This window comes from Micromonospora sp. RTGN7 (genome assembly GCF_033804645.1).
Taxonomy (GTDB): domain Bacteria; phylum Actinomycetota; class Actinomycetes; order Mycobacteriales; family Micromonosporaceae; genus Micromonospora.
In genome coordinates, this window is record NZ_JAPZLF010000004.1 from 126,690 (window position 1) to 145,020 (window position 18,331).

At 73.3% G+C, this 18,331-nt stretch carries 17 protein-coding genes; 8 read left to right on the top strand and 9 right to left on the bottom strand.

Annotated elements, in window-relative coordinates:
- Nucleotides 1–8 precede the first annotated feature (8 nt).
- The 7 genes from SNR22_RS07500 to SNR22_RS07530 form a co-directional block, all read right to left on the bottom strand.
- On the bottom strand, nucleotides 9–872 hold the full coding sequence (locus SNR22_RS07500) for a septum formation family protein (RefSeq protein ID WP_320065750.1): 864 nt from the start codon (nucleotides 870–872) through the stop codon (nucleotides 9–11).
- Between the two features lie 236 nt (nucleotides 873–1,108).
- Nucleotides 1,109–2,143 (bottom strand): hypothetical protein, encoded by a 1,035-nt coding sequence (locus SNR22_RS07505; RefSeq protein WP_320065751.1) that lies wholly within the window; start codon nucleotides 2,141–2,143, stop codon nucleotides 1,109–1,111.
- 78 nt (nucleotides 2,144–2,221) lie between these two features.
- Entirely contained in the window at nucleotides 2,222–2,878 is a 657-nt protein-coding gene (locus SNR22_RS07510; protein ID WP_320065752.1) for a 4'-phosphopantetheinyl transferase family protein, read from the bottom strand.
- Entirely contained in the window at nucleotides 2,871–3,023 is a 153-nt protein-coding gene (locus SNR22_RS07515; protein WP_320065753.1) for a hypothetical protein, read from the bottom strand. Before SNR22_RS07515 ends, SNR22_RS07510 begins: the two co-directional genes overlap by 8 nt.
- 124 nt (nucleotides 3,024–3,147) lie before the next feature.
- Complete coding sequence (locus tag SNR22_RS07520; RefSeq protein WP_320065754.1) at nucleotides 3,148–3,930, bottom strand: peptidase; 783 nt, start codon at nucleotides 3,928–3,930, stop codon at nucleotides 3,148–3,150.
- Between the two features lie 2 nt (nucleotides 3,931–3,932).
- Entirely contained in the window at nucleotides 3,933–5,258 is a 1,326-nt protein-coding gene (locus SNR22_RS07525; RefSeq protein ID WP_320065755.1) for a VWA domain-containing protein, read from the bottom strand.
- 444 nt (nucleotides 5,259–5,702) lie between these two features.
- Nucleotides 5,703–7,424 carry a dolichyl-phosphate-mannose--protein mannosyltransferase gene (locus SNR22_RS07530; protein WP_320065756.1) on the bottom strand — a complete coding sequence of 574 codons (1,722 nt, stop codon included), beginning with the start codon at nucleotides 7,422–7,424 and terminating at the stop codon, nucleotides 5,703–5,705.
- Nucleotides 7,425–7,507: 83 nt separating this feature from the next.
- Between SNR22_RS07530 and rsmI the strand changes: the two genes are divergently transcribed.
- The gene (rsmI, locus tag SNR22_RS07535; RefSeq protein WP_320065757.1) at nucleotides 7,508–8,356 is read left to right on the top strand and encodes a 16S rRNA (cytidine(1402)-2'-O)-methyltransferase; all 849 of its coding nucleotides are present in this window, start codon (nucleotides 7,508–7,510) and stop codon (nucleotides 8,354–8,356) included.
- 36 nt (nucleotides 8,357–8,392) lie between these two features.
- Here the strand turns inward: rsmI and SNR22_RS07540 are convergent, their stop codons facing one another.
- Entirely contained in the window at nucleotides 8,393–9,370 is a 978-nt protein-coding gene (locus tag SNR22_RS07540; RefSeq protein WP_320065758.1) for a hypothetical protein, read from the bottom strand.
- 156 nt (nucleotides 9,371–9,526) lie between these two features.
- On the opposite strand from SNR22_RS07540, the gene metG reads away from it, so the two are divergent.
- The gene (gene metG, locus SNR22_RS07545; protein WP_320065759.1) at nucleotides 9,527–11,338 is read left to right on the top strand and encodes a methionine--tRNA ligase; all 1,812 of its coding nucleotides are present in this window, start codon (nucleotides 9,527–9,529) and stop codon (nucleotides 11,336–11,338) included.
- A 79-nt stretch (nucleotides 11,339–11,417) separates the two neighbouring features.
- On the opposite strand, the gene SNR22_RS07550 is transcribed toward metG, so the two are convergent.
- Nucleotides 11,418–12,269 carry an alpha/beta hydrolase gene (locus SNR22_RS07550; RefSeq protein ID WP_320065760.1) on the bottom strand — a complete coding sequence of 284 codons (852 nt, stop codon included), beginning with the start codon at nucleotides 12,267–12,269 and terminating at the stop codon, nucleotides 11,418–11,420.
- Nucleotides 12,270–12,385: 116 nt separating this feature from the next.
- Between SNR22_RS07550 and SNR22_RS07555 the strand changes: the two genes are divergently transcribed.
- The 6 genes from SNR22_RS07555 to SNR22_RS07580 all read left to right on the top strand — a co-directional run bounded on the left by SNR22_RS07555 (nucleotide 12,386) and on the right by SNR22_RS07580 (nucleotide 18,319).
- Nucleotides 12,386–13,300, top strand: coding sequence for a TatD family hydrolase (locus SNR22_RS07555; RefSeq protein ID WP_320065761.1), 915 nt, complete (start codon nucleotides 12,386–12,388; stop codon nucleotides 13,298–13,300).
- Nucleotides 13,301–13,304: 4 nt separating this feature from the next.
- The gene (rsmA, locus tag SNR22_RS07560; protein ID WP_320065762.1) at nucleotides 13,305–14,174 is read left to right on the top strand and encodes a 16S rRNA (adenine(1518)-N(6)/adenine(1519)-N(6))-dimethyltransferase RsmA; all 870 of its coding nucleotides are present in this window, start codon (nucleotides 13,305–13,307) and stop codon (nucleotides 14,172–14,174) included.
- A gap of 77 nt (nucleotides 14,175–14,251) precedes the next feature.
- Nucleotides 14,252–15,208 carry a 4-(cytidine 5'-diphospho)-2-C-methyl-D-erythritol kinase gene (locus SNR22_RS07565; RefSeq protein ID WP_320065763.1) on the top strand — a complete coding sequence of 319 codons (957 nt, stop codon included), beginning with the start codon at nucleotides 14,252–14,254 and terminating at the stop codon, nucleotides 15,206–15,208.
- 106 nt (nucleotides 15,209–15,314) lie between these two features.
- Nucleotides 15,315–17,120 carry an ABC-F family ATP-binding cassette domain-containing protein gene (locus SNR22_RS07570; RefSeq protein WP_320065764.1) on the top strand — a complete coding sequence of 602 codons (1,806 nt, stop codon included), beginning with the start codon at nucleotides 15,315–15,317 and terminating at the stop codon, nucleotides 17,118–17,120.
- Nucleotides 17,121–17,212: 92 nt separating this feature from the next.
- Nucleotides 17,213–17,668: a DUF4383 domain-containing protein gene (locus tag SNR22_RS07575; RefSeq protein WP_320065765.1), complete on the top strand. Its 456-nt coding sequence runs from the start codon at nucleotides 17,213–17,215 to the stop codon at nucleotides 17,666–17,668.
- Nucleotides 17,669–17,848: 180 nt separating this feature from the next.
- Complete coding sequence (locus SNR22_RS07580) at nucleotides 17,849–18,319, top strand: DUF4383 domain-containing protein (RefSeq protein ID WP_320065766.1); 471 nt, start codon at nucleotides 17,849–17,851, stop codon at nucleotides 18,317–18,319.
- Nucleotides 18,320–18,331 lie beyond the last annotated feature (12 nt).

The following is an 18,331-nucleotide window of genomic DNA, read 5'->3' on the forward strand; positions in this document are numbered from 1 at the left end:
CTCGACCCTCAGCCCTTCAGCGACCGGGTCATGTCGCGGTCGCCCGACCAGTAGAAGCACCGGATTCCACGGTCGCCACGTTCCCATGCCTTCGGCGACGGCAGTCGGTACGTCGTGCCGGTACCCTGAGCCGACTTCGCGCTCGGCGTTCCCTTCGTGTAGGCGGTGACCACCGAGCGGCAGTGCATGTGGACCACGTCCGCGTCACGGTCGGCCGTCTTGTACGCGCCGTCCGGCGCGGTCCAGACCCCGACGTACTCGAAGCGGTGCCGCTTGGTGCAGGGGGCCGGCAACAGGTTTTCGTACTTGTCATCGGTGAAGCAGCCGTGGGCCAGTGGCGACGGCCGGCTCAACCCTCCGCGAAGCGTCCCGGCGCGTTCCACGGCATGATCCGCCGCGGTGTCGCTGTCGATCGGGGCCAGGGTGAAGAGATCGCAGCGGTACCAGCGGCTCCCGCCGGTCCAATCCTTCGGCTCGGGAACGACCACCTGGACGGACATCAGCCCGCCGCGCCAGTCGGCACCGACGAACGCGGTCGCCTGGGTGTCGCACACGTGGAAAGCGGCACGCGCCTCGCGAGTGCCGGGCGGGGGAGAGTTGAACCGGTCGGCGTCGGCGCCGGTGAAGACGCCGACGTGCACGGTCTCAGTGAAGTGGGTTTTCGCGCAGTCCACCGTCGTGTACGAGCTTCGGTAACCGACCGTCTCCACCGCCGGGTGGCAGACGCCGGCCTCCGGAACGAACGGCCCCGCCGTAGGGGCAGGGCTCTTGCCCTCGGCCGGGGCGCTGTCGGTGCTGCCCGCCGTGTCGCAGCCCGCCAGAACGGTGGCCAGCAGCAGCCCGAGCGCCGCGCTGCCGAGTCGATATCGCATCCGATTCCCATCCCCGTGTCGCTATGACCGGCACAGCCTAGGACAGTCACCCGGCCGCCCGCCGCCCGTGGATGATCACGTTTGGGGCATCGGCGTCCCGGCGGGCAGACACTTCCGTCCTTCGGGTGTCCGGCACACCGACACAGTGGAGGCCGCCCCCGAACGGGGGGCGGCCTCCACAATGTTCACTGCTCGCCCAGTCGTTGACCCGGCCAACCGCATAGGGGGGGGCGGGCCTACGGCTTCCAGGAGCCGACGGTCTCGAACTTGTGCCGGTACTCCAGCGCCCCGTTCTGGTCGGCCACATCGACGGTGACGCTGCCGGTGCGCTTGCTGCCCTCCTCGAGGTGGACCCCGGAGTTGAGCAGGTCGCCGCAGCCGGCGAACGCGCCGGCGATCCCGCTCGTGGTGGAGCCGTCGTCGGCCACCCACTGGAAGTAGAACGGGTTGATCGACATGGTGCCCTTCGTCACCGTCGCGGTGATGTCCGCGATCACGTAGAGGCCCTTCTTGGGCTCGGGCGAGTAGGACTTGCAGCCCTTGATCGAGGTGCGGAACCGCTGCACCGTGATCTCCATGGTGCCCAACGCGTCGGTGACGGTGAGGGTCTCGCCGGGCTTGAGGTTGAAGTTCTCGCCGGTCGGGCTCGACGACGAGGACGTCGGCTGCGCCGTCGGCCGGCTGCCCGGGGCGGTGGTCGCCACGGGACCGGGCAGCTGGCGTTCCGCCTCCTTCGCCACCTCGTTGCTGCCCATCACCAGCGCCACGATGCCGCCGACGCAGCAGAGCAGCGCGAGCACCACCACGACGACCGCGATGATGATGATCGGCTTCTTGTTGCTCTTCGGCGGCTGCACCGGGCCGAACGGGTAACCCGGGGCGCCCGGCGCGGCACCCGGCACGTATGGCGCACCGGGGGCACCGGGCTGGTACTGCTGCTGGTACCCCGGGTTCGGGTACTGCTGCTGGTATCCCGGGTCCGGGGCGGGCGGCGCCGAGAACGAGCCCGGCTGGTATCCCTGGTCCGGGCCGGGCGGCGGCGGGTAGGCGCCCGGCTGCTGCGGCTGGTAGGGGGAGCCCGACGTGGGCTGGTAGGGCGCGCCGGAGACCGGCGGCGGCGGGTACTGGGCGCCGGAGATCGGCGGCGGCGGCATCATCGGCGGGGGTGGCGGCGCTGTCGGGTCGGCCGGCCACGGTGGCGTCGGTGGCGTCGGCTCCTGGTAGGGCTGGTATGGGTCCTGCGGCCCGTAAGGGTCCTGGGGGTAGCTCACCGTACTCCTTGGCACCTGGTGACGAACGCGAGAGCCTGACCGTAGCGCCCCGGGGGAAATTCCGGGCCACGCAGCGTCTCAGCGTGGTAACAGGACAGCGGCGGTGCGTACCAGGTCGGCGTCGACCGCGAAGCGCCCGGTGACCGTCGCGGGTGGGTCGGGCACCGGGGCCCCGGCCAGCCGGGTGGGGTTGATCCGGGCCGTGAACAGGCCCGAGTCCGGGTCCAGCTCGACCCGGGCGTCGTGGAAGTCGAGCCAGGTGCCGACGACCGGGTGCCAGACCTTGTAGATGGTTTCCTTGGCGCTGAACAGCACTGCCGCCCAGGAGACGCCGCCCGGCAGCCGGGCGCAGTCGTCCCACTCCTCGGGCAGGCCGATCAGCCGGCGTACCCCGGCGTTGAGCTCCCGGTGCCCCTCGGCATCCATTCCGACCGAGCGGACCTGGTCGGTGCGGGCCGCTGCGGCGGCGCAGTATCCGCGGGTGTGGGTGATGGTGCCGACAACCCCGGCCGGCCAGACCGGGGACCGGTCCGGCGCGGATGGCACGGCGACGGCCGGCACGCCGAGCCGGGTGAGCGCCCGCCGGGCGCAGATCCGCCCGGCGGTGAAGTCGCGCCGGCGGCTCTCCACCGCCTTTTCGCCGAGGCAGGCCTGCTCTGCGGGCAGCAGCTCCCCGGCCCAGTCGTCGGGCCCGGCGACGGCCACCGTGACCTCGGTCGGCAGCAGGTCACGCATCCGCGCACCCCGCGTTCCCGGCCCCATCCCGGTCCGCGCCCCCGGCCAGCGGGGCCAGGCGGGCCGGCGAGTCCACGGCGGCCGGCGGCCGGCCGCCGGTGCGGCGGGCCGGCCCCTGCGCGGTGCTCAGCTCCCGGGTGCTCATCGGTGCCGAACGTACCGCAAGCGGAGGACTCTGAAGGGTCCCCCCGCGCCCCGCCGGTGGCCGCCCCCGGGAACGGGACGGCCACCGGCACGGCGGCCCCGGCACAGCGGGCCGAAAGCGGTGCTCAGGGGCGGCGCGGGCGGCGGGTCAGGGCGAAGCCGACCACGCCGGCCACCGCGGCCAGCACGCCGCCGATCGTGGTCCAGATCCAGCGCGAGGAGAGGTCGGGCAGCCACCCGGCGAGGAGACCCTCGTCGTCGTCCTCGGCCGGCGCCGCCGACGGTTCCCCGGTCAGCACCGTCCCGGCCTTCGTGTTCGGCACCAGCGGTGCCTTCAGCTCGCCGTCGTCGGCCGGGGCGTCGCCGTCGCCCAGCTCGGAGACCAACAGGTCCACGTCGATCGGTAGGCCGAGGTCCGGCTCCGGCAGATCTACCACGGAGAGCCGGACGTAGTACGTGCCGGGCAGCGGGTCGGCCGACCAGGGCTCGGCCCACGACCGGACCTGGCGCAGCGCACAGCCGAGCGCGACGCTGGTCGCCGAGGCCGTGGCGGTCGGGGTCTGCGCCCCCGCCGTGCAGGCCTGCCGGCGGCGCAGACCGTCGAAGACCTCGACGGTCCAGGTGGACGCGCCGGTGCGGCCCTTGGGGAAGGAGACCGTCGCGGTGATCTCGTGGAGCTGCCCGGCACGGGCCGGGAAGGACCAGTACAGGTGGTCGCCGGTCGACGCACCGACCCGGACCGGCTGCCCGGCGGCGATTCCGGTGGCGGTCAGGAACGAGGTGCCGGCCTTGGTGACCGTGGCGGCACCGGGGGAGGGGGTGGGCGCGGCCAGCGCGGGGGCGGCCGGGAGAGTGAGCGCGGTGGCGGCGACCAGCACCGCCCCGGACCGGATCAGCGGGGTACGCATCGTCAGTTCTCCCTCCAGGTGGCGACCCACCAGCGGGTGAGCAGCCCGGCGACCAGGCCGGTGATCAGGCCGGCGAGGGTCAGCAGCACCAGCAGCACCCAGCCCCGGCCCAGGTCCGGCCCGGCCGGTGCCGGCGACGAGGCCACCACGTCGACGGTCAGTTCGATCGGCATGCCGGGGTCGGCCCGGGTGCCGGGGCGGGGCGCGAACGCGTTGCTGACCACCAGGCAGACCGTGGTCGGCGCGGCGGTCGCGTCGCCCGGCGTCGGGGTCGGCGTCTCCCCGCCGCCGGCGCTGTCCTCGTCCTCCGAGTCGGCGACGGCCGACCAGCGCAGGCCGGCGGAGACCACGTCGGTGCGGCCGCTGCCGGCGTCCACGCCACGGACCAGCTCCCGGCCGTCCGGGGCGGTGGCCCGCAGCAGCACCCCGTGATCCGGGTTGACGGGGCGGTCCAGCGCGATGCTCACCGAGGCGCGCAGCTCCTGTCCGGCCCGCACCGGGACCCGGTACCAGCGGTGCTCGGAGAACTGCTCCCGGTCGGTGTAGACGCCGGGGGCGAGTAGCGGCGCGTCCGGGCAGCGGGCGGAGCCGCCCACCACGGCCGGGGCGGCGGTGTACGTGTCCCGGGCCCGGTCCACCAGCTGCTTGATCCGGCCGGTCAGCTCGTCGGCGCTCTGCGCTGACGCGTATGTTCCGCCGGTCGCGTTGGCGATGCAGAGCAACTGCCGACGCACCTTCTCGTCGGGGGCGAGGCCGAGGGTGTCCACCACCAGCTTCGTGCCCTGCGCGGCCAGCTCCCGGGCCACCTCGCACGGGTCCGGCGGGGCGCAGGTGTCCTCTCCGTCGGTGATCAGCACGATCCGGCGGGCGGTGGTGCCGGTGCCCAGGTCTCGGGCGGCCGAGCGCAGCGCCAGCCCGACCGGGGTGAAGCCGGTGGGCCGGAGGGTGGCCACCGCGGCCTTGGCCTGGGTGCGGTCCACCTGGCCGACCGGCACGATCTGCTGGGTGTCCTGGCAGCCGACCTTCTTGTCCTTGCCCTTGTAGGTGGCGCCGAGGACCCGGATGCCGAGCTGGGTCTCCTCGGGCAGCGCGTCCACCACCTCGTTGAACGCCTGCTGCGCCACCGCGATCCGGCTGCGCCCGTCGATGTCCCGGGCCCGCATCGAGCCGCTGACGTCGAGGACCAGCTCGACCCGGGGCGGCTCGGCGGGGGTCTCCTCGTCCGCCCGCGCGGGCGCGGGCCCACCCAGCGCGACCACGGGGCCGACTAGGACGGTCGCCGCCAGCAGCCCACGGAGGACCGTTGTCGATCGTCTTATGTTGATCACCGGGGGGAGTGTAGTGAGATCCACTCTGGAGGGCCGGTCACCCCCCGATTCGCGAGCTCCTTGCCGGATTACTGACGGTCAATTGCCGGAGGTGAACCAGGAGGTGAGAGCGATTCTGCGTCGTAAATCTGACCCGAGTCCAGCCGTTGTGCCAGTGGTGGTCGGTGGTTAAGCTCTCCATGCGCGCCCCAATCGCCCGCTTCCCCCGTGGCAGGCGATCGGGGCGCGCGCCTTTGCATCCGGAGCGCGCTCGCCGGGGTGCCCGAGCCCAGCCGTTTCGCCGCTGATGGCCCCGCTGTCTGATATCCGACGCCGCCTCCGCCGGCCCTTCACCGCGTGACACGCGGTTACTCTCCGGTAGTCGCAGGCCCGCGACGGTGTCGTCGGATGACCGCCCCGACCAGGTCGGGCCCGACCCGTCGGGCGCTGTCGCAGGGGCCGCCATCAGATCCAGCGGCCATCCAGCCACATTCGGGCCGACCACTGCGCGTACGTCATCAGCTTTCCCACGAAGATCGGATAGAAGTACGCGAAGCAGAGCGCCACCAGTAACACGTACACGCCGAGCACGACCCCGCCGACCAGCCGGCGCTCGGCGGAGTCCTCGTCCGCTCCGGCGGGCGGCCGCCCGGCCGGGGCCCCGGCCTCGGCCGGGGCCGGCGAGGCGATCGCGCCCAGCACGTAGACCACCGCCAGCACCAGGAACGGCAGGGCCGGCGCGGCGTAGAACGAGAACATCGTCCGCCCGTCCAGGGCGAACCAGAACCAGGGCAGCAGGCCGGACGCCACGCAGGCCAGGATCGCCCCGGCCCGCCAGTCCCGCCGGGCCAGGCCGATCCAGGCCGCCCCGAACAGGGCGGGCAGGAACGACCACCACAGCAGCGGCGTGCCGAGCAGCAGGATCGCCCGGGCGCAGGTCGGCGCGCCGCAGCCCCCGCCCCCGGGCCAGTAGAAGGACACCGGCCGACCGAGCAGCAGCCACTGCCACGGCCAGGACTGGTACTTGTGCGGGTCGTCGAGTTGCTTGTGAAAGCCGTACGCGGCCTTGTGGTATTCCCACAGGTTGTTCAGCGGCCCGATGATCGGGGTGTCGCTCAGGCTGGGCACATCCGGGTACCGGGCGGCGAGCCGGTAGTGGCCGTCGTCGGTCAGCAGCCAGCCCGACCAGGTGGCCACGTAGGTGACGACCATGACCACCCCGGCCAGGACCAGCCAGGGCAGTTCGTCGAGGAGGGCGTCGCGCCACGGCCGGCGCACCCCGGCGGAGCGGCGGACGCCGACCTCCCACAGCAGGGCGAGCAGCGCGAAGGCCGGCAGGAAGTAGATCGCGCTCCACTTCACCGAGCAGGCGCAGCCGAGCAGCACCCCGACGGCCAGCCGCCACCAGGGCCAGTTCCGCCAACCGCCGGCCGGCCGGCCGGCCCGCCCGGGCGCGGTGGGGTCGAGGCCGGCCTCCAGCGCCCGGCGCCACCGCCGCTGCCGGGCGTCCCGGTCACAGACCAGGGCGCCGAACGCGGCCAGCACGAACAGCAGCAGGAAGATGTCGAGCAGGGCGGTGCGGGAGAGCACCAGGTGGAAGCCGTCCAGGGCGAGCAGCAGGCCGGCGGCGCAGCCGAGCGTGGTGGAGCGGAACAGCCGGCGGCCGATGCGGACCAGCAGCAGCACCGACAGGATGCCGGCGACGGCGGCCGAGAAGCGCCAGCCGAACTCCGGGGCGGTGGTCATCAGGTGCCCCGGCGCGGAGATGTTCTGCTCGGCGTCGGAATATCCGAACGCCCACTCGCCGAGCCCGATCAGCCACTTTCCCAGCGGCGGGTGCACCACATACGACGCGCTGTTGTCCGTGTAGTTCCACTCGACGCCCTTGTCGATCAACGCCCAGCCGTCGCGGGCGTAGTAGATCTCGTCGAAGATCTTGCCCTGCGGGCTGCTGAGGCCGACCAGGCGCAGGATCGCCGCGATCGTCACCACGACGGCGGTGGCCAGCCACGAGTTGACGTCCAGCCGGGCGTCGACGGTGGCGAGCCGGCGCCGCACGATCGCGGGGACGCCCGTACCGGCGGTCGGTGGAGCCCCGGGCCCCTTGGCCGCGTCGCCGTCAGCTCCGGCGTGCTCTGCCCCGGCCCGGTTCGCGCTCGCGCTATGCGCTGTCGACGCACTTGTCACGAAGCGATCGTAGGCTGCGAAGGTGCCCGGCGGCGCCCGTCGTCTCCGATACCGGCACAACTGTCGATGAAGGAGCACGTACCGTGGGTGAAAAGTCCGAAATTGGCCGCCTGGTTCTCCTCGGCGCGCCGCTCGGCAACCCCGCCGACGCCTCCGCCCGGTTCCGCGAGGTGCTCGCCGCCGCCGACGTGGTCGCCGCCGAGGACACCCGGCGGCTCACCCGGCTGACCCGGGACCTCGGCGTCGACGTGCCCGGCCGGATCGTCTCCTACTTCGAGGGCAACGAGGAGCGCCGCACCCCCGAGCTGGTCGACGTCCTGCGCGAGGGGTACGTCGTCGCCCTGGTCACCGACGGCGGCATGCCCAGCGTCTCCGACCCCGGGTACCGGCTGGTCCGGGGTGCCCTGGACGCGGGCGTGCCGGTGACCGCCGCCCCCGGCCCCAGCGCTGTCACCACCGCCCTCGCCCTGTCCGGCCTGCCCAGCGACCGGTTCTGCTTCGAGGGCTTCCTGCCCCGCACGCCCGGCGCGCGGCGCTCCCGGCTGCGCGCCCTGGCCGCCGAGGAGCGGACCCTGGTCCTCTTCGAGGCCCCGCACCGGATCACCGGGGCGCTGGCCGACCTGGCCGCCGTGTTCGGCGCCGACCGGCCCGCCGCGCTCTGCCGGGAGCTGACCAAGACGTACGAGGAGGTGGTCCGCCGGCCGCTCGGCGAGCTGGCCGCCTGGGCCGTCGACAACGAGCCGCGCGGCGAGATCACCCTGGTGGTGGCCGGCGCGTCCCGGGAGGCCGCCGAGCGTCCCGATGACGAGACGCTGCGTGCGGCCGTCGCCGAGCGGGAGACCGCCGGGCTGTCCCGGCGCGACGCGATCACCGAGATCGCCACCGAGTACGGCCTGCGCCGCCGCGACGTCTACACCATCGTCCACGCCTGAGGTCACGCCTCAGGGCGCCGGTCGACGTTTCCTGGTTCACCAGGCGTAGGCGAGGAAGCCCGCGGTGATCACGAGCGGGCCGGCCATCGCGACCGTCACCGCCCAGCGGCGGGCCCGCCGGTCGGCGAACCGGGTCGCGCCGGTGTACCGGGCGATCGCCGCACCGCAGCTCAGCACCAGCAGCAGCCCGAGCGGCCAGCGCAACTGCCGGGCCGCGCCCGTGTCGGTGTACGCGGTGTCGCTCGACGGCCCGGTCATCCGGGCCGGCAGGGCGGATCCGGCGGCGTCCCGCCCGGCGGGCACCCCGGTGATGCGGACGCCGAAGGCGGCGAACCGTTCGCCGTCGGCGGTGAAGATCCCCCGGCAGCGCTGGCTCAGCCCGCTGCCGGTGCACGCGCCGACCACCGCCGTCCCGGTGCTGCCGTGGCCCACGGCGAGCCAGAACGGGCCGGCGCTCACCCAGGCGAAGAAGGCGGCGAGCAGGCTCAGTGCCAGCAGCGCGGAGAGGCCCCGCCACGGCTCCGGCGGGTGGGCGGCGCGACCGGCCCGCCGAGGGCGGCCCCGCCCGCCGGGGCCCGGGCCGGCGCGGCGGCGGCGTCGTCGGCGGTGCTCCTCGCGCAGTGGGGTGCCGTCCCAGTGCACCTCCTCGATCGGTGCCCAGAACAGCCCGTTGTCGTCGCCCCTGGTGCCCACGTAGGCGCCGGGGGTGGGGCTGGGCCGGCGGCCGGGCTGCCGGACCGGGACCCGGCTCGGCACGGCGTCGACCGGTGCCCCGGTGGTCGGCTCCACCGCCACCGGCCGGTCGGAGCCGCCGGTCGCCTGCCCCGGCAGGGCGGGCGGCGAATCCGGTTCGGCGGCCGGCCCGGGGCGCGGCTGTGGTGCGACGGCACCGGCCCGGGGCGGCGGGGCCGAGCGCCGTGGTACCTCGTCGTCGGTGGTGCCGGACGGGCCGTCGTCGACCGCTGACCCGGCTGGCTGTTCCTCGTGCCCCGGGGTGGCTCGTCTGCCAGTCACGGGTTCATTGGACACTGGTGGAGGAATGCCGCAGGCAGCTCAGACCGCGTGTCGGCGACAAATCGGGCCAACATCTCCGCTCTACCAGGGCGCGCTCGCGCCGGGCCGGCCAGTTGGTTGGCCCGGCACCCACCACGGTCACTAGGCTTGCTGGTCATGAGTCACGTTCTCGCGGCGGTAGCCTGGCCGTACGCCAACGGCCCACGCCACATCGGCCACGTCTCCGGTTTCGGCGTTCCCTCCGACGTCTTCGCCCGGTACATGCGGATGGCCGGCCACGACGTGCTCATGGTCTCCGGCACCGACGAGCACGGCACCCCGATCCAGGTGCAGGCCGACGCCGAGGGGGTCACCCCGCGTGAGCTGGCCGACCGGTACAACCGGGTGATCGCCGAGGACCTACGCGCGCTCGGGCTGTCGTACGACCTGTTCACGCGCACCACCACCCGTAACCACTACGCCGTGGTGCAGGAGCTCTTCTCCGGGCTGCACCGCAACGGCTACATCGTCCCCAAGATCACCATCGGCGCGATCTCCCCGTCGACCGGCCGGACCCTGCCCGACCGGTACATCGAGGGCACCTGCCCCATCTGCGGGTACGACAGCGCCCGCGGCGACCAGTGCGACAACTGCGGCAACCAGCTCGACCCGGCCGACCTGATCAACCCGAAGTCCAAGATCAACGGCGAGACGCCGGAGTTCGTCGAGACCGAGCACTTCTTCCTCGACCTGCCCGCCCTGGCCGACGCGCTGCGACAGTGGCTGGACGCCCGGGAGGGCTGGCGGCCCAACGTGCTGCGGTTCTCCCGGAACCTCCTCGACGACCTCCGGCCCCGGGCCATCACCCGGGACCTGGAATGGGGCGTGCCGATCCCCCTCGACGGCTGGCAGGACCGCACCGACAAGCGGATCTACGTCTGGTTCGACGCGGTGATCGGCTACCTCTCCGCCTCCATCGAGTGGGCCCGCCGCACCGGCGACCCCGAGGCCTGGCGGAGGTTCTGGAACCCGCAGGGCACCGAGGACGGAACCGGTGACGCGCTGAGCTACTACTTCATGGGCAAGGACAACATCGTCTTCCACTCGGTGATCTGGCCGGCGCTGCTCGGCGGATACTCCGGCGTGGGCGACCACGACGGCGAGCCCGGCGCGCTGGGCCGGCTCAACCTGCCCACCGAGGTGGTCTCCAGCGAGTACCTGACGATGGAGGGGCGTAAGTTCTCCTCCTCCCGCAAGGTGGTCATCTACGTCCGGGACTTCCTGGAGCGGTACGACGCCGACGCGCTGCGGTACTTCATCGCCGTCGCCGGCCCGGAGAGCAACGACACCGACTTCACCTGGGCCGAGTTCCTCCGCCGTAACAACGACGAACTGGTCGCCGGCTGGGGCAACCTGGTCAACCGGTCCGTCTCGATGGCGGCGAAGAACTTCGGCGCGATTCCGCCGGTCGACCCGGCCGGGCTCACCGAGGCCGACGAGGCGCTGCTCGCCGCCGCCCGGACCGGTTTCGGCACGGTCGGCGACCTGATCGGCCGACACCGGCAGAAGCAGGCCATCGGCGAGGCGATGCGGGTCGTGGCGGAGGCCAACAAGTACCTCTCCGAACAGGCCCCCTGGAAGCTCAAGGACGCCGCGGACAAGCCCCGGATGGGCACCATCCTGCACGTCGCCCTTCAGGTGATCAGCGACGCGAACACCCTGCTCACCCCATTCCTGCCCCACTCCGCGCAGAAGATCCACGAGCTGCTCGGCGGCACCGGCGTGCACGCACCGATGCCGGTGATCGAGGAGGTCGACGACCTCGACGGCGGGCCGACGTACCCGGTGCTGACCGGGGATTACACCGTCGGGGCGCGCTGGGAGTCCGTACCGCTGCAGGCGGGCCGGCCCCTGGCCACGCCGACACCGGTCTTCCGCAAGCTCGACCCGTCGATCGTCGACGAGGAGCTGGAGCGGCTCGCCGGCTGACCGGCGGCTCGGCGCCGTGGCGGCATCCCGGTGACCCCGGGTGCCGCCACGTCGTCGCCGCCGCAGCAGTAGGTCGGCTTCAGCGCCGGGCCATCGCCGGGGCGACGACGAACTCCAGGATCGCGCGGTTCACCTCGTTCGCGTGGGTCCACGGGATGCCGTGCGGCGCCCCCTTCAGCGTCACCAGCCGGCCGTCGGGCAGCAACGGCTGCAACCGCTGCCCGGTCACCCCGTACGGCAGGACCCGGTCCTGGTCGCCCTGCACGATCAGCACCGGCACGTCGATGCGGGACAGGTCGGGCCGGAAGTCGGTCAGCCAGGCGTCCACGGACTGGTACGTGCCGATCGCCGAGGCCCGCGCGCCGATGTCCCAGTGCGCCCGATACGCCTCCTCGCTGACCACCTTGCCCGCGTTGTCGGCGTAGTTGAAGAAGTTGTCGCAGAAACTGGTGAGGTACGCGAAGCGGTCGGCGAGGATGGCCTGCTGGAACCCGTCGAAGAGGCTGCGGTCCAGCCCCTCGGGGTTGTCCGGGGTCTTCAGCAGGAACGGCGCGAGCGGGGAGAGCAGCACCGCCCGGTCCACCCGGTTCGACCCGTACGTGCCGAGGTAGCGGGTGACCTCCCCGGTGCCCATCGAGTGCCCCACCAGGATGGCGTTACGCAGGTCCAGCTCCGTCATGAGCACGTCCAGGTCCGCCGTGAACGTGTCGTAGTCGTATCCGGTGGCCGGCTGGCCGGAATTGCCGAAACCGCGCCGGTCGTACGTGATCGTCCGGTACCCGGCGGCGAGCAGCGCGCTGGTCTGCTTCTCCCAGGTCGCCCCGTTGAAGGGGAACCCGTGGATCAGCACCACGGGCTGGCCGGAGCCGTGGTCCTCGTAGTACAGGTCGAGGGGCGCGGAGTTCTCCGCACCGACGGTGATGAAGGGCATGTCGTCTCCCGGGACGGGTCGGGTCGTCGGACCCGCCGCGCTTTCCCGGGCCGGTCCCCGATATTCGTGTCGCGGCAGGTGCCGGGTGGCGGACCGGGGCCGATCGGCGGTGTGTGATGCTGGCGGCGATGACCGAGTCGACTGAGTCCCGCCGGCAGCGGGCCAACCGCCGGGCAGGGGAGTTCCCGCCCGCGCCCGAGCCGCTGCCCCGCCCCGTGCCGGACAGCCACACCCACCTGGACATCACCGTCAGCGAGGCCGGCGCTCCCGCCGGTGGGGCGGGCGGGAACGCCACCGCAGCCGACCCGGTCGCCGCAGCCGTCGCGGTGGCCGCCGAGGCCGGCGTGGACCGGCTCGTCCAGGTCGGGGTGGACGTGGCCTCCTCGGTGTGGGGTGCCGACGCGGCCGACCGCTACCCGGCGGTGCTGGCCACCGTCGCGCTGCACCCCAACGAGGCGCCCCGGCTGGCCGACCTCGACGAGGCGCTGCGGCGGATCGAGGCGCTCGCCGGCCGGGACCGGGTACGCGGGATCGGCGAGACCGGGATGGACTTCTTCCGCACCGGCGACGAGGGTCGGGCCGCCCAGGAGGAGAGCTTCCGGGCGCACATCGCCATCGCCAAGCGGCACGGCAAGGCCCTGGTCGTCCACGACCGGGACGCCCACGCCGACGTGCTGCGCATCCTCGACGACGAGGGCGCCCCGGAGACCGTCGTGCTGCACTGCTTCTCCGGCGACGCCGGGTTCGCCGCCGAGTGCGTCCGCCGGGGGTACCTGCTCAGCTTCGCCGGCACCGTCACCTTCGGCAGCGCCGCCGCGCTGCGGGAGGCCGCCGCGCTCACCCCGCTGGACCAGTTGCTGGTGGAGACCGACGCCCCGTACCTCACCCCGGCCCCGCACCGGGGGCGGCCCAACGCGTCGTACCTGATCCCGCTCACCGTCCGGGCGCTGGCCGCGACCACCGGCGCGGACCTCGACGAGCTGTGCGGGGCGCTGTCGGCCAACGGCGAGCGCGCGTTCGGCCCGTGGTGACCCGGTGACCGGCCTGCTCGGCCCGGCGGAGATCCGGGACCTCGCCGCCCGCCTCGGCGTGCACCCGACGAAGAAGCTCGGCCAGAACTTCGTACACGATCCGAACACCGTCCGCCGGATCGTCACCGTTGCCGGCCTGACCCCGGACGACGTCGTCCTGGAGGTGGGCCCCGGCCTCGGCTCGCTCACCCTGGGCCTGCTGCCGGCCGCCGCGCACACCCACGCCGTCGAGATCGATCCGACGCTGGCCGCCGCGCTGCCGGAGACCGCCGCGCGCTTCGCCGGCCCGGACGCCGCCCGCCTCACCGTGCACCGCGCCGACGCGCTGCGCATCGGCGCCGCCGAGCTGGCCGATCCGCCGCCGACCGCGCTGGTGGCGAACCTGCCGTACAACGTGGCCGTGCCGGTGGTGCTGCACCTGCTGGCCGAGCTGCCCACCCTGCGACACGGCCTGGTGATGGTGCAGAAGGAGGTCGCCGACCGCCTCGTCGCCGGCCCCGGCTCGAAGGTCTACGGCATCCCGTCGGTCAAGCTCGCCTGGCACGCCCGGGCCCGCGCCGCCGGCAAGGTGCCGCCCAACGTGTTCTGGCCGGTGCCCAACGTCGACTCCGGGCTGGTCGCCTTCACCCGCCGCGAGCCGCCCCGGCCCGAGGTGCCCCGGAAACGGGTCTTCGCCGTCGTCGACGCCGCGTTCGCGCAGCGTCGCAAGACCCTGCGGGCCGCCCTGGCCGGCTGGGCCGGCGGCGCGGACAGGGCCGCCGAGGCGCTCGTCGCCGCCGGCGTCGACCCCGGCGCGCGGGGCGAGTCACTCACCGTCGAGCAGTTCGTCGCCATCGCCGCGTCGGCCCCGACCACCGCGCCGAGCGCCCAGTAGGCTGACGCGGTGCCCGCCGAGGAGCTGATCGTGCCCAAGCCGTTCGACATCCGTCCGCGCCTGCGGGAGATCACCCCGTGACCGAGGCCTGGGGACCGGACGACGATGACGAGCAGCAGCGGCGCGGGGTCATCGGCCCGGTCCGGGTGCGGGTGCCCGCCAAGGTCAACCTGCACCTCGGGGTGGGCCCGCTGCGCCGGGACGGCTACCACGAGCTGAACACCGTCTACCACGCCATCTCCATCTATGACGAGCTCACCGCCCGCCGCGGCGACACCCTGGCCCTGACCATGGAGGGGGAGGGCACCGGCGAGCTGGCCCTGGACGACACCAACCTGGCGATCCGGGCCGCCCACGCCCTCGCCGGATACGCGGGCGTCCCCGCGCACGCCCGGCTGCACCTGCGCAAGCAGATCCCGCTCGCCGGCGGGCTGGCCGGTGGCAGCGCCGACGCCGCCGCCGCGCTGGTCGCCTGCGACGCGCTCTGGGGCACCGGGCTGTCCCGCGACGAGCTCGCCGGGATCGCTGCCGATCTCGGCTCGGACGTGCCGTTCCTGGTCCACGGCGGCACCGCGCTGGGCACCGGCCGGGGCGAGGCGGTCAGTCCCGTGCTGGCCCGCCCCACCTCCTGGCACTGGGTGGTTGCCATCGCCGACGGCGGGCTCTCCACCCCCGCCGCATACGCCGAACTCGACCGGCTCCGCGCCGCCGGGTCCGCCGGCCCACCGCTGGGCAGCACCGACGGGCTGTTCGCCGCGCTGCGCCAGCGGGACCCCCGGGTGCTCGCCGCCGCCCTCGGCAACGACCTCCAGGACGCCGCGCTGGCCATGCGCCCGTCCCTGGCCGCCACCCTCAAGGCCGGCGAGGCCGCCGGGGCGCTCGCCGGCATCGTCTCCGGCTCCGGGCCCACCTGCGCGTTCCTCGCCGCGGACGCCGGCGACGCCGAGCGGATCGCCGCCGAGATGGGGGCCGCCGGGGTGTGCCGCGAGGCACGCACCGCACACGGGCCGGTAGCCGGCGCGCGGATCAGCTGAGGCGTACACCCGCCGGGACGACCCGCAGCACCCGCGTACCCTTGGAGGCCAGGCGTCCCCAGGTGCCCACCGGCACCGGGACGCCTTGATCATGAGAGGTGGCTTCGTGGCCAACATCGTCAACCTGGACCGGGTGTCCAAGGGGTACGGCGCCGCCGGGCCGCTGCTCACCGACGTCTCGCTCGGTCTCGACGACGCCGACCGGATCGGTGTGGTCGGCCTCAACGGCGCCGGCAAGTCCACCCTGCTGCGGCTGCTCACCAAGCAGGAGGACCCGGACGACGGACGGGTCACCCACCGCCGCGACCTGCGCGTGCTCTGGCTGCCGCAGTCCCTGACGCTCACTCCCGCCGCCACCGTCCGGGACGTGGTGCTCGGCACCGCCTGGCTCGGCGAGAGCATGGGCGAGGAGCACGAGTGGGCCGGTGACTCCGGGGTCCGCGCCATCCTCGACGGCCTCGGCATGCCCCACCTGGGCCTCGACCAGCCGGTCGGCCCGATGTCCGGCGGCGAGCGTCGGCGAGTGGCGCTGGCCGCCCTGCTGGTGCGCGAGTCGGACCTGCTCATCCTCGACGAGCCCACCAACCACCTCGACGTCGGCGGCGTCGACTGGCTGGCGAAGTACCTCGTCACCCGCAGGGGCGCGCTCGTGGTGGTCACCCACGACCGGTGGTTCCTCGACGCGGTCTGTACCGCCACCTGGGAGGTCGCCGACCAGACCGTCCGGGCGTACGAGGGTGGCTTCGCCGCCTGGACCCTGGCCCGCGTCGAGCGGGACCGGGTCGCCGCCGCCACCGAGGCGCGCCGGCAGAACCTCCTGCGCAAGGAGATCGCCTGGCTGCGTCGCGGCCCGCCGGCCCGGACCTCCAAGCCGCAGTTCCGCATCGACGCCGCCAACGCGCTCATCGCCGACGTCCCACCGGCGCGCGACACCATGTCGCTGCAACGGATGGCCACCGCCCGGCTCGGCAAGCAGGTGTACGACCTGGAGGGCGTCCGGCTGTACGCCGGCCCGAAGGAGATCCTGCACGACACCACCTGGCATGTCGGCCCCGGCGACCGGATCGCCATCCTCGGCCGCAACGGCGCCGGCAAGACCACCCTGCTACGGATGCTCGCCGGCATCACCCGCCCCGAGGGCGGCCGGTTCGCCACCGGCTCCACCGTCCGGCCCGCGTTCCTCTCCCAGGAGCTTGCCGAGCTCCCCGGCCACCTGCGCGTCCTCGAAGCCGTCGAGGAGGTCGCCCGTCGGGTCCAGCTCGGCGACCGGGAGGTCTCCGCCGCCCAACTCGCCGAGGTCTTCGGTTTCGACGACCGCCGGCTCTGGACCCCGGTCAGCGACCTCTCCGGTGGGGAGCGCCGCCGGCTACAGATGCTCCGGCTGCTCGCCGGCGAGCCCAACGTGCTCCTCTTCGACGAGCCGACCAACGACCTGGACACCGACACCCTCGCCGCGCTGGAGGACCTGCTCGACTCCTGGCCCGGCACCATCATCGTGGCCAGCCACGACCGGTACCTGATCGAACGGGTCACCGAGACCGCGTACGGGATGTTCGACGACGGCCGGCTCGTGCACCTGCCCGGCGGGGTCGACGAGTACCTGGCCCGGGCCACGAACTGGCAGCCGACGGCGGTGTCCGGCACCTTCACCGCCACGGCGGGCGCCACCCCGACGGCCGGCGGCATGTCCGCCGCCGATGCCCGGCAGGCGAAGAAGGATCTCAGCCGGCTTGAACGCCAGATCGGCAAGCTGGACCAGAAGGAGGCCGCGCTGCTCGACCAGCTCGCCGCCAGCGCCACCGACTACGCCAGGGTCGCCGAGCTGGACGCACAGCTCAAGGACGTCCGCGCGGAACGGGAACAGATCGAGGAGACCTGGCTGGGGCTTGCCGAGCAGGTTCCCGGGAGCTGAGCCGGCCTCGGGTGGGGGGTGTGCGGCGTCACAGCCCGCCGTGCGGGACAATCGCAGGTGACCCCTCACCCGCACGCCTTGGAGACTCAGACATGGCCCACACCCCCGTCAACCACCCCGCGCGGCCGATCTACCGGGCGATCGGCGGGCTCGTTGGTCTGTATTTCCTGGTTTTCGGAGCGCTCGGCGTCATCGCCGGCCTCGGCGACGAGTTCTTCGTCCAGGATGACACCAAGGTGCTCGGTCAGGGGACCAATCTCGGATTTTCGCTGCTCAGCGTTCTGATCGGCGTCGTGATCCTGGCCGGCACCGCGATCGGCCGCAACCTCGACGTCGCGATCAACCAGTGGCTGGCGTACGCGCTGATGGTGCTCGGCCTGGCCGAGCTGGCCTTCCTGCAGACCGACGCCAACGTCTTCAACTTCACCATCGTCACCGACATCGTGGTGCTGACCCTCTCGCTGGTGCTCCTGATGGTGGGCATGTACGGCAAGATCGGCAGCGACGGCGAGCAGGAGGCCTGGGAGAAGGCCCGGCTCGTCCTCTGAGCCCGGCGGCGAGCCGCCAGCTCGAAAGCCGACCGGTTCCGTGCCGGTCGGCTTTTCGTCGTCCGGTGCCGCCGACCTTTCCTGTGCCCCCGAGCGTCGTGCCGGCGGTTCGCCGGACATCGGCCGGCCTTCCGGGGGACAATCCCCCCGAATGGTGACACTCGGACGGGAGGTCAGGTCATGGTGCACTTTCCGGTCAACCACCCCGCACGGCCGCTCTACCGCGCCCTCGCGGGGCTCATCGGGCTCTATATCCTGGTCTTCGGTGTCTGGGGAGTGACCCAGACCTGGGGCGAAGGGCTGTTCGCGCGGAACAGCACCTGGGCCCTCGGGCTCCGCACCAACCTCGGGTTCTCCCTGGTCTCGATCGCCTTCGGGCTCGTGCTCATGATCGGCGCGTCCCGACGTAGCAACCTCGGCCACTACATGAACCTCACCGCCGGGGTGATCTTCCTGGTCACCGGCGTCCTGATGATGTCGGTCCTGCAGACCTCGGCGAACTTCCTCAACTTCTCGATGTCCACCGTCATCGTGTCGCTGCTGTTCGGGCTGGTGCTGCTCGCCACCGGTCTCTACGACAAGGTCGGCTCGTCCGAGCACGCCGAGGCCGAGGCGCGGCACCGCCGTGCCGCCGTCCCCGGCGGTCGCTGAACCCCAACGGGC

Bases quoted from the DNA above. Each gene is read 5' to 3' on its own strand.
- SNR22_RS07500 (WP_320065750.1), bottom strand. From the start codon at position 872: ATGCGATATCGACTCGGCAGCGCGGCGCTCGGGCTGCTGCTGGCCACC.
- SNR22_RS07510 (WP_320065752.1), bottom strand. From the start codon at position 2,878: ATGCGTGACCTGCTGCCGACCGAGGTCACGGTGGCCGTCGCCGGGCCC.
- SNR22_RS07515 (WP_320065753.1), bottom strand. From the start codon at position 3,023: ATGAGCACCCGGGAGCTGAGCACCGCGCAGGGGCCGGCCCGCCGCACC.
- SNR22_RS07520 (WP_320065754.1), bottom strand. From the start codon at position 3,930: ATGCGTACCCCGCTGATCCGGTCCGGGGCGGTGCTGGTCGCCGCCACC.
- metG (WP_320065759.1), top strand. From the start codon at position 9,527: ATGAGTCACGTTCTCGCGGCGGTAGCCTGGCCGTACGCCAACGGCCCA.
- SNR22_RS07550 (WP_320065760.1), bottom strand. From the start codon at position 12,269: ATGCCCTTCATCACCGTCGGTGCGGAGAACTCCGCGCCCCTCGACCTG.
- SNR22_RS07555 (WP_320065761.1), top strand. From the start codon at position 12,386: ATGCTGGCGGCGATGACCGAGTCGACTGAGTCCCGCCGGCAGCGGGCC.
- SNR22_RS07575 (WP_320065765.1), top strand. From the start codon at position 17,213: ATGGCCCACACCCCCGTCAACCACCCCGCGCGGCCGATCTACCGGGCG.
- SNR22_RS07580 (WP_320065766.1), top strand. From the start codon at position 17,849: ATGGTGCACTTTCCGGTCAACCACCCCGCACGGCCGCTCTACCGCGCC.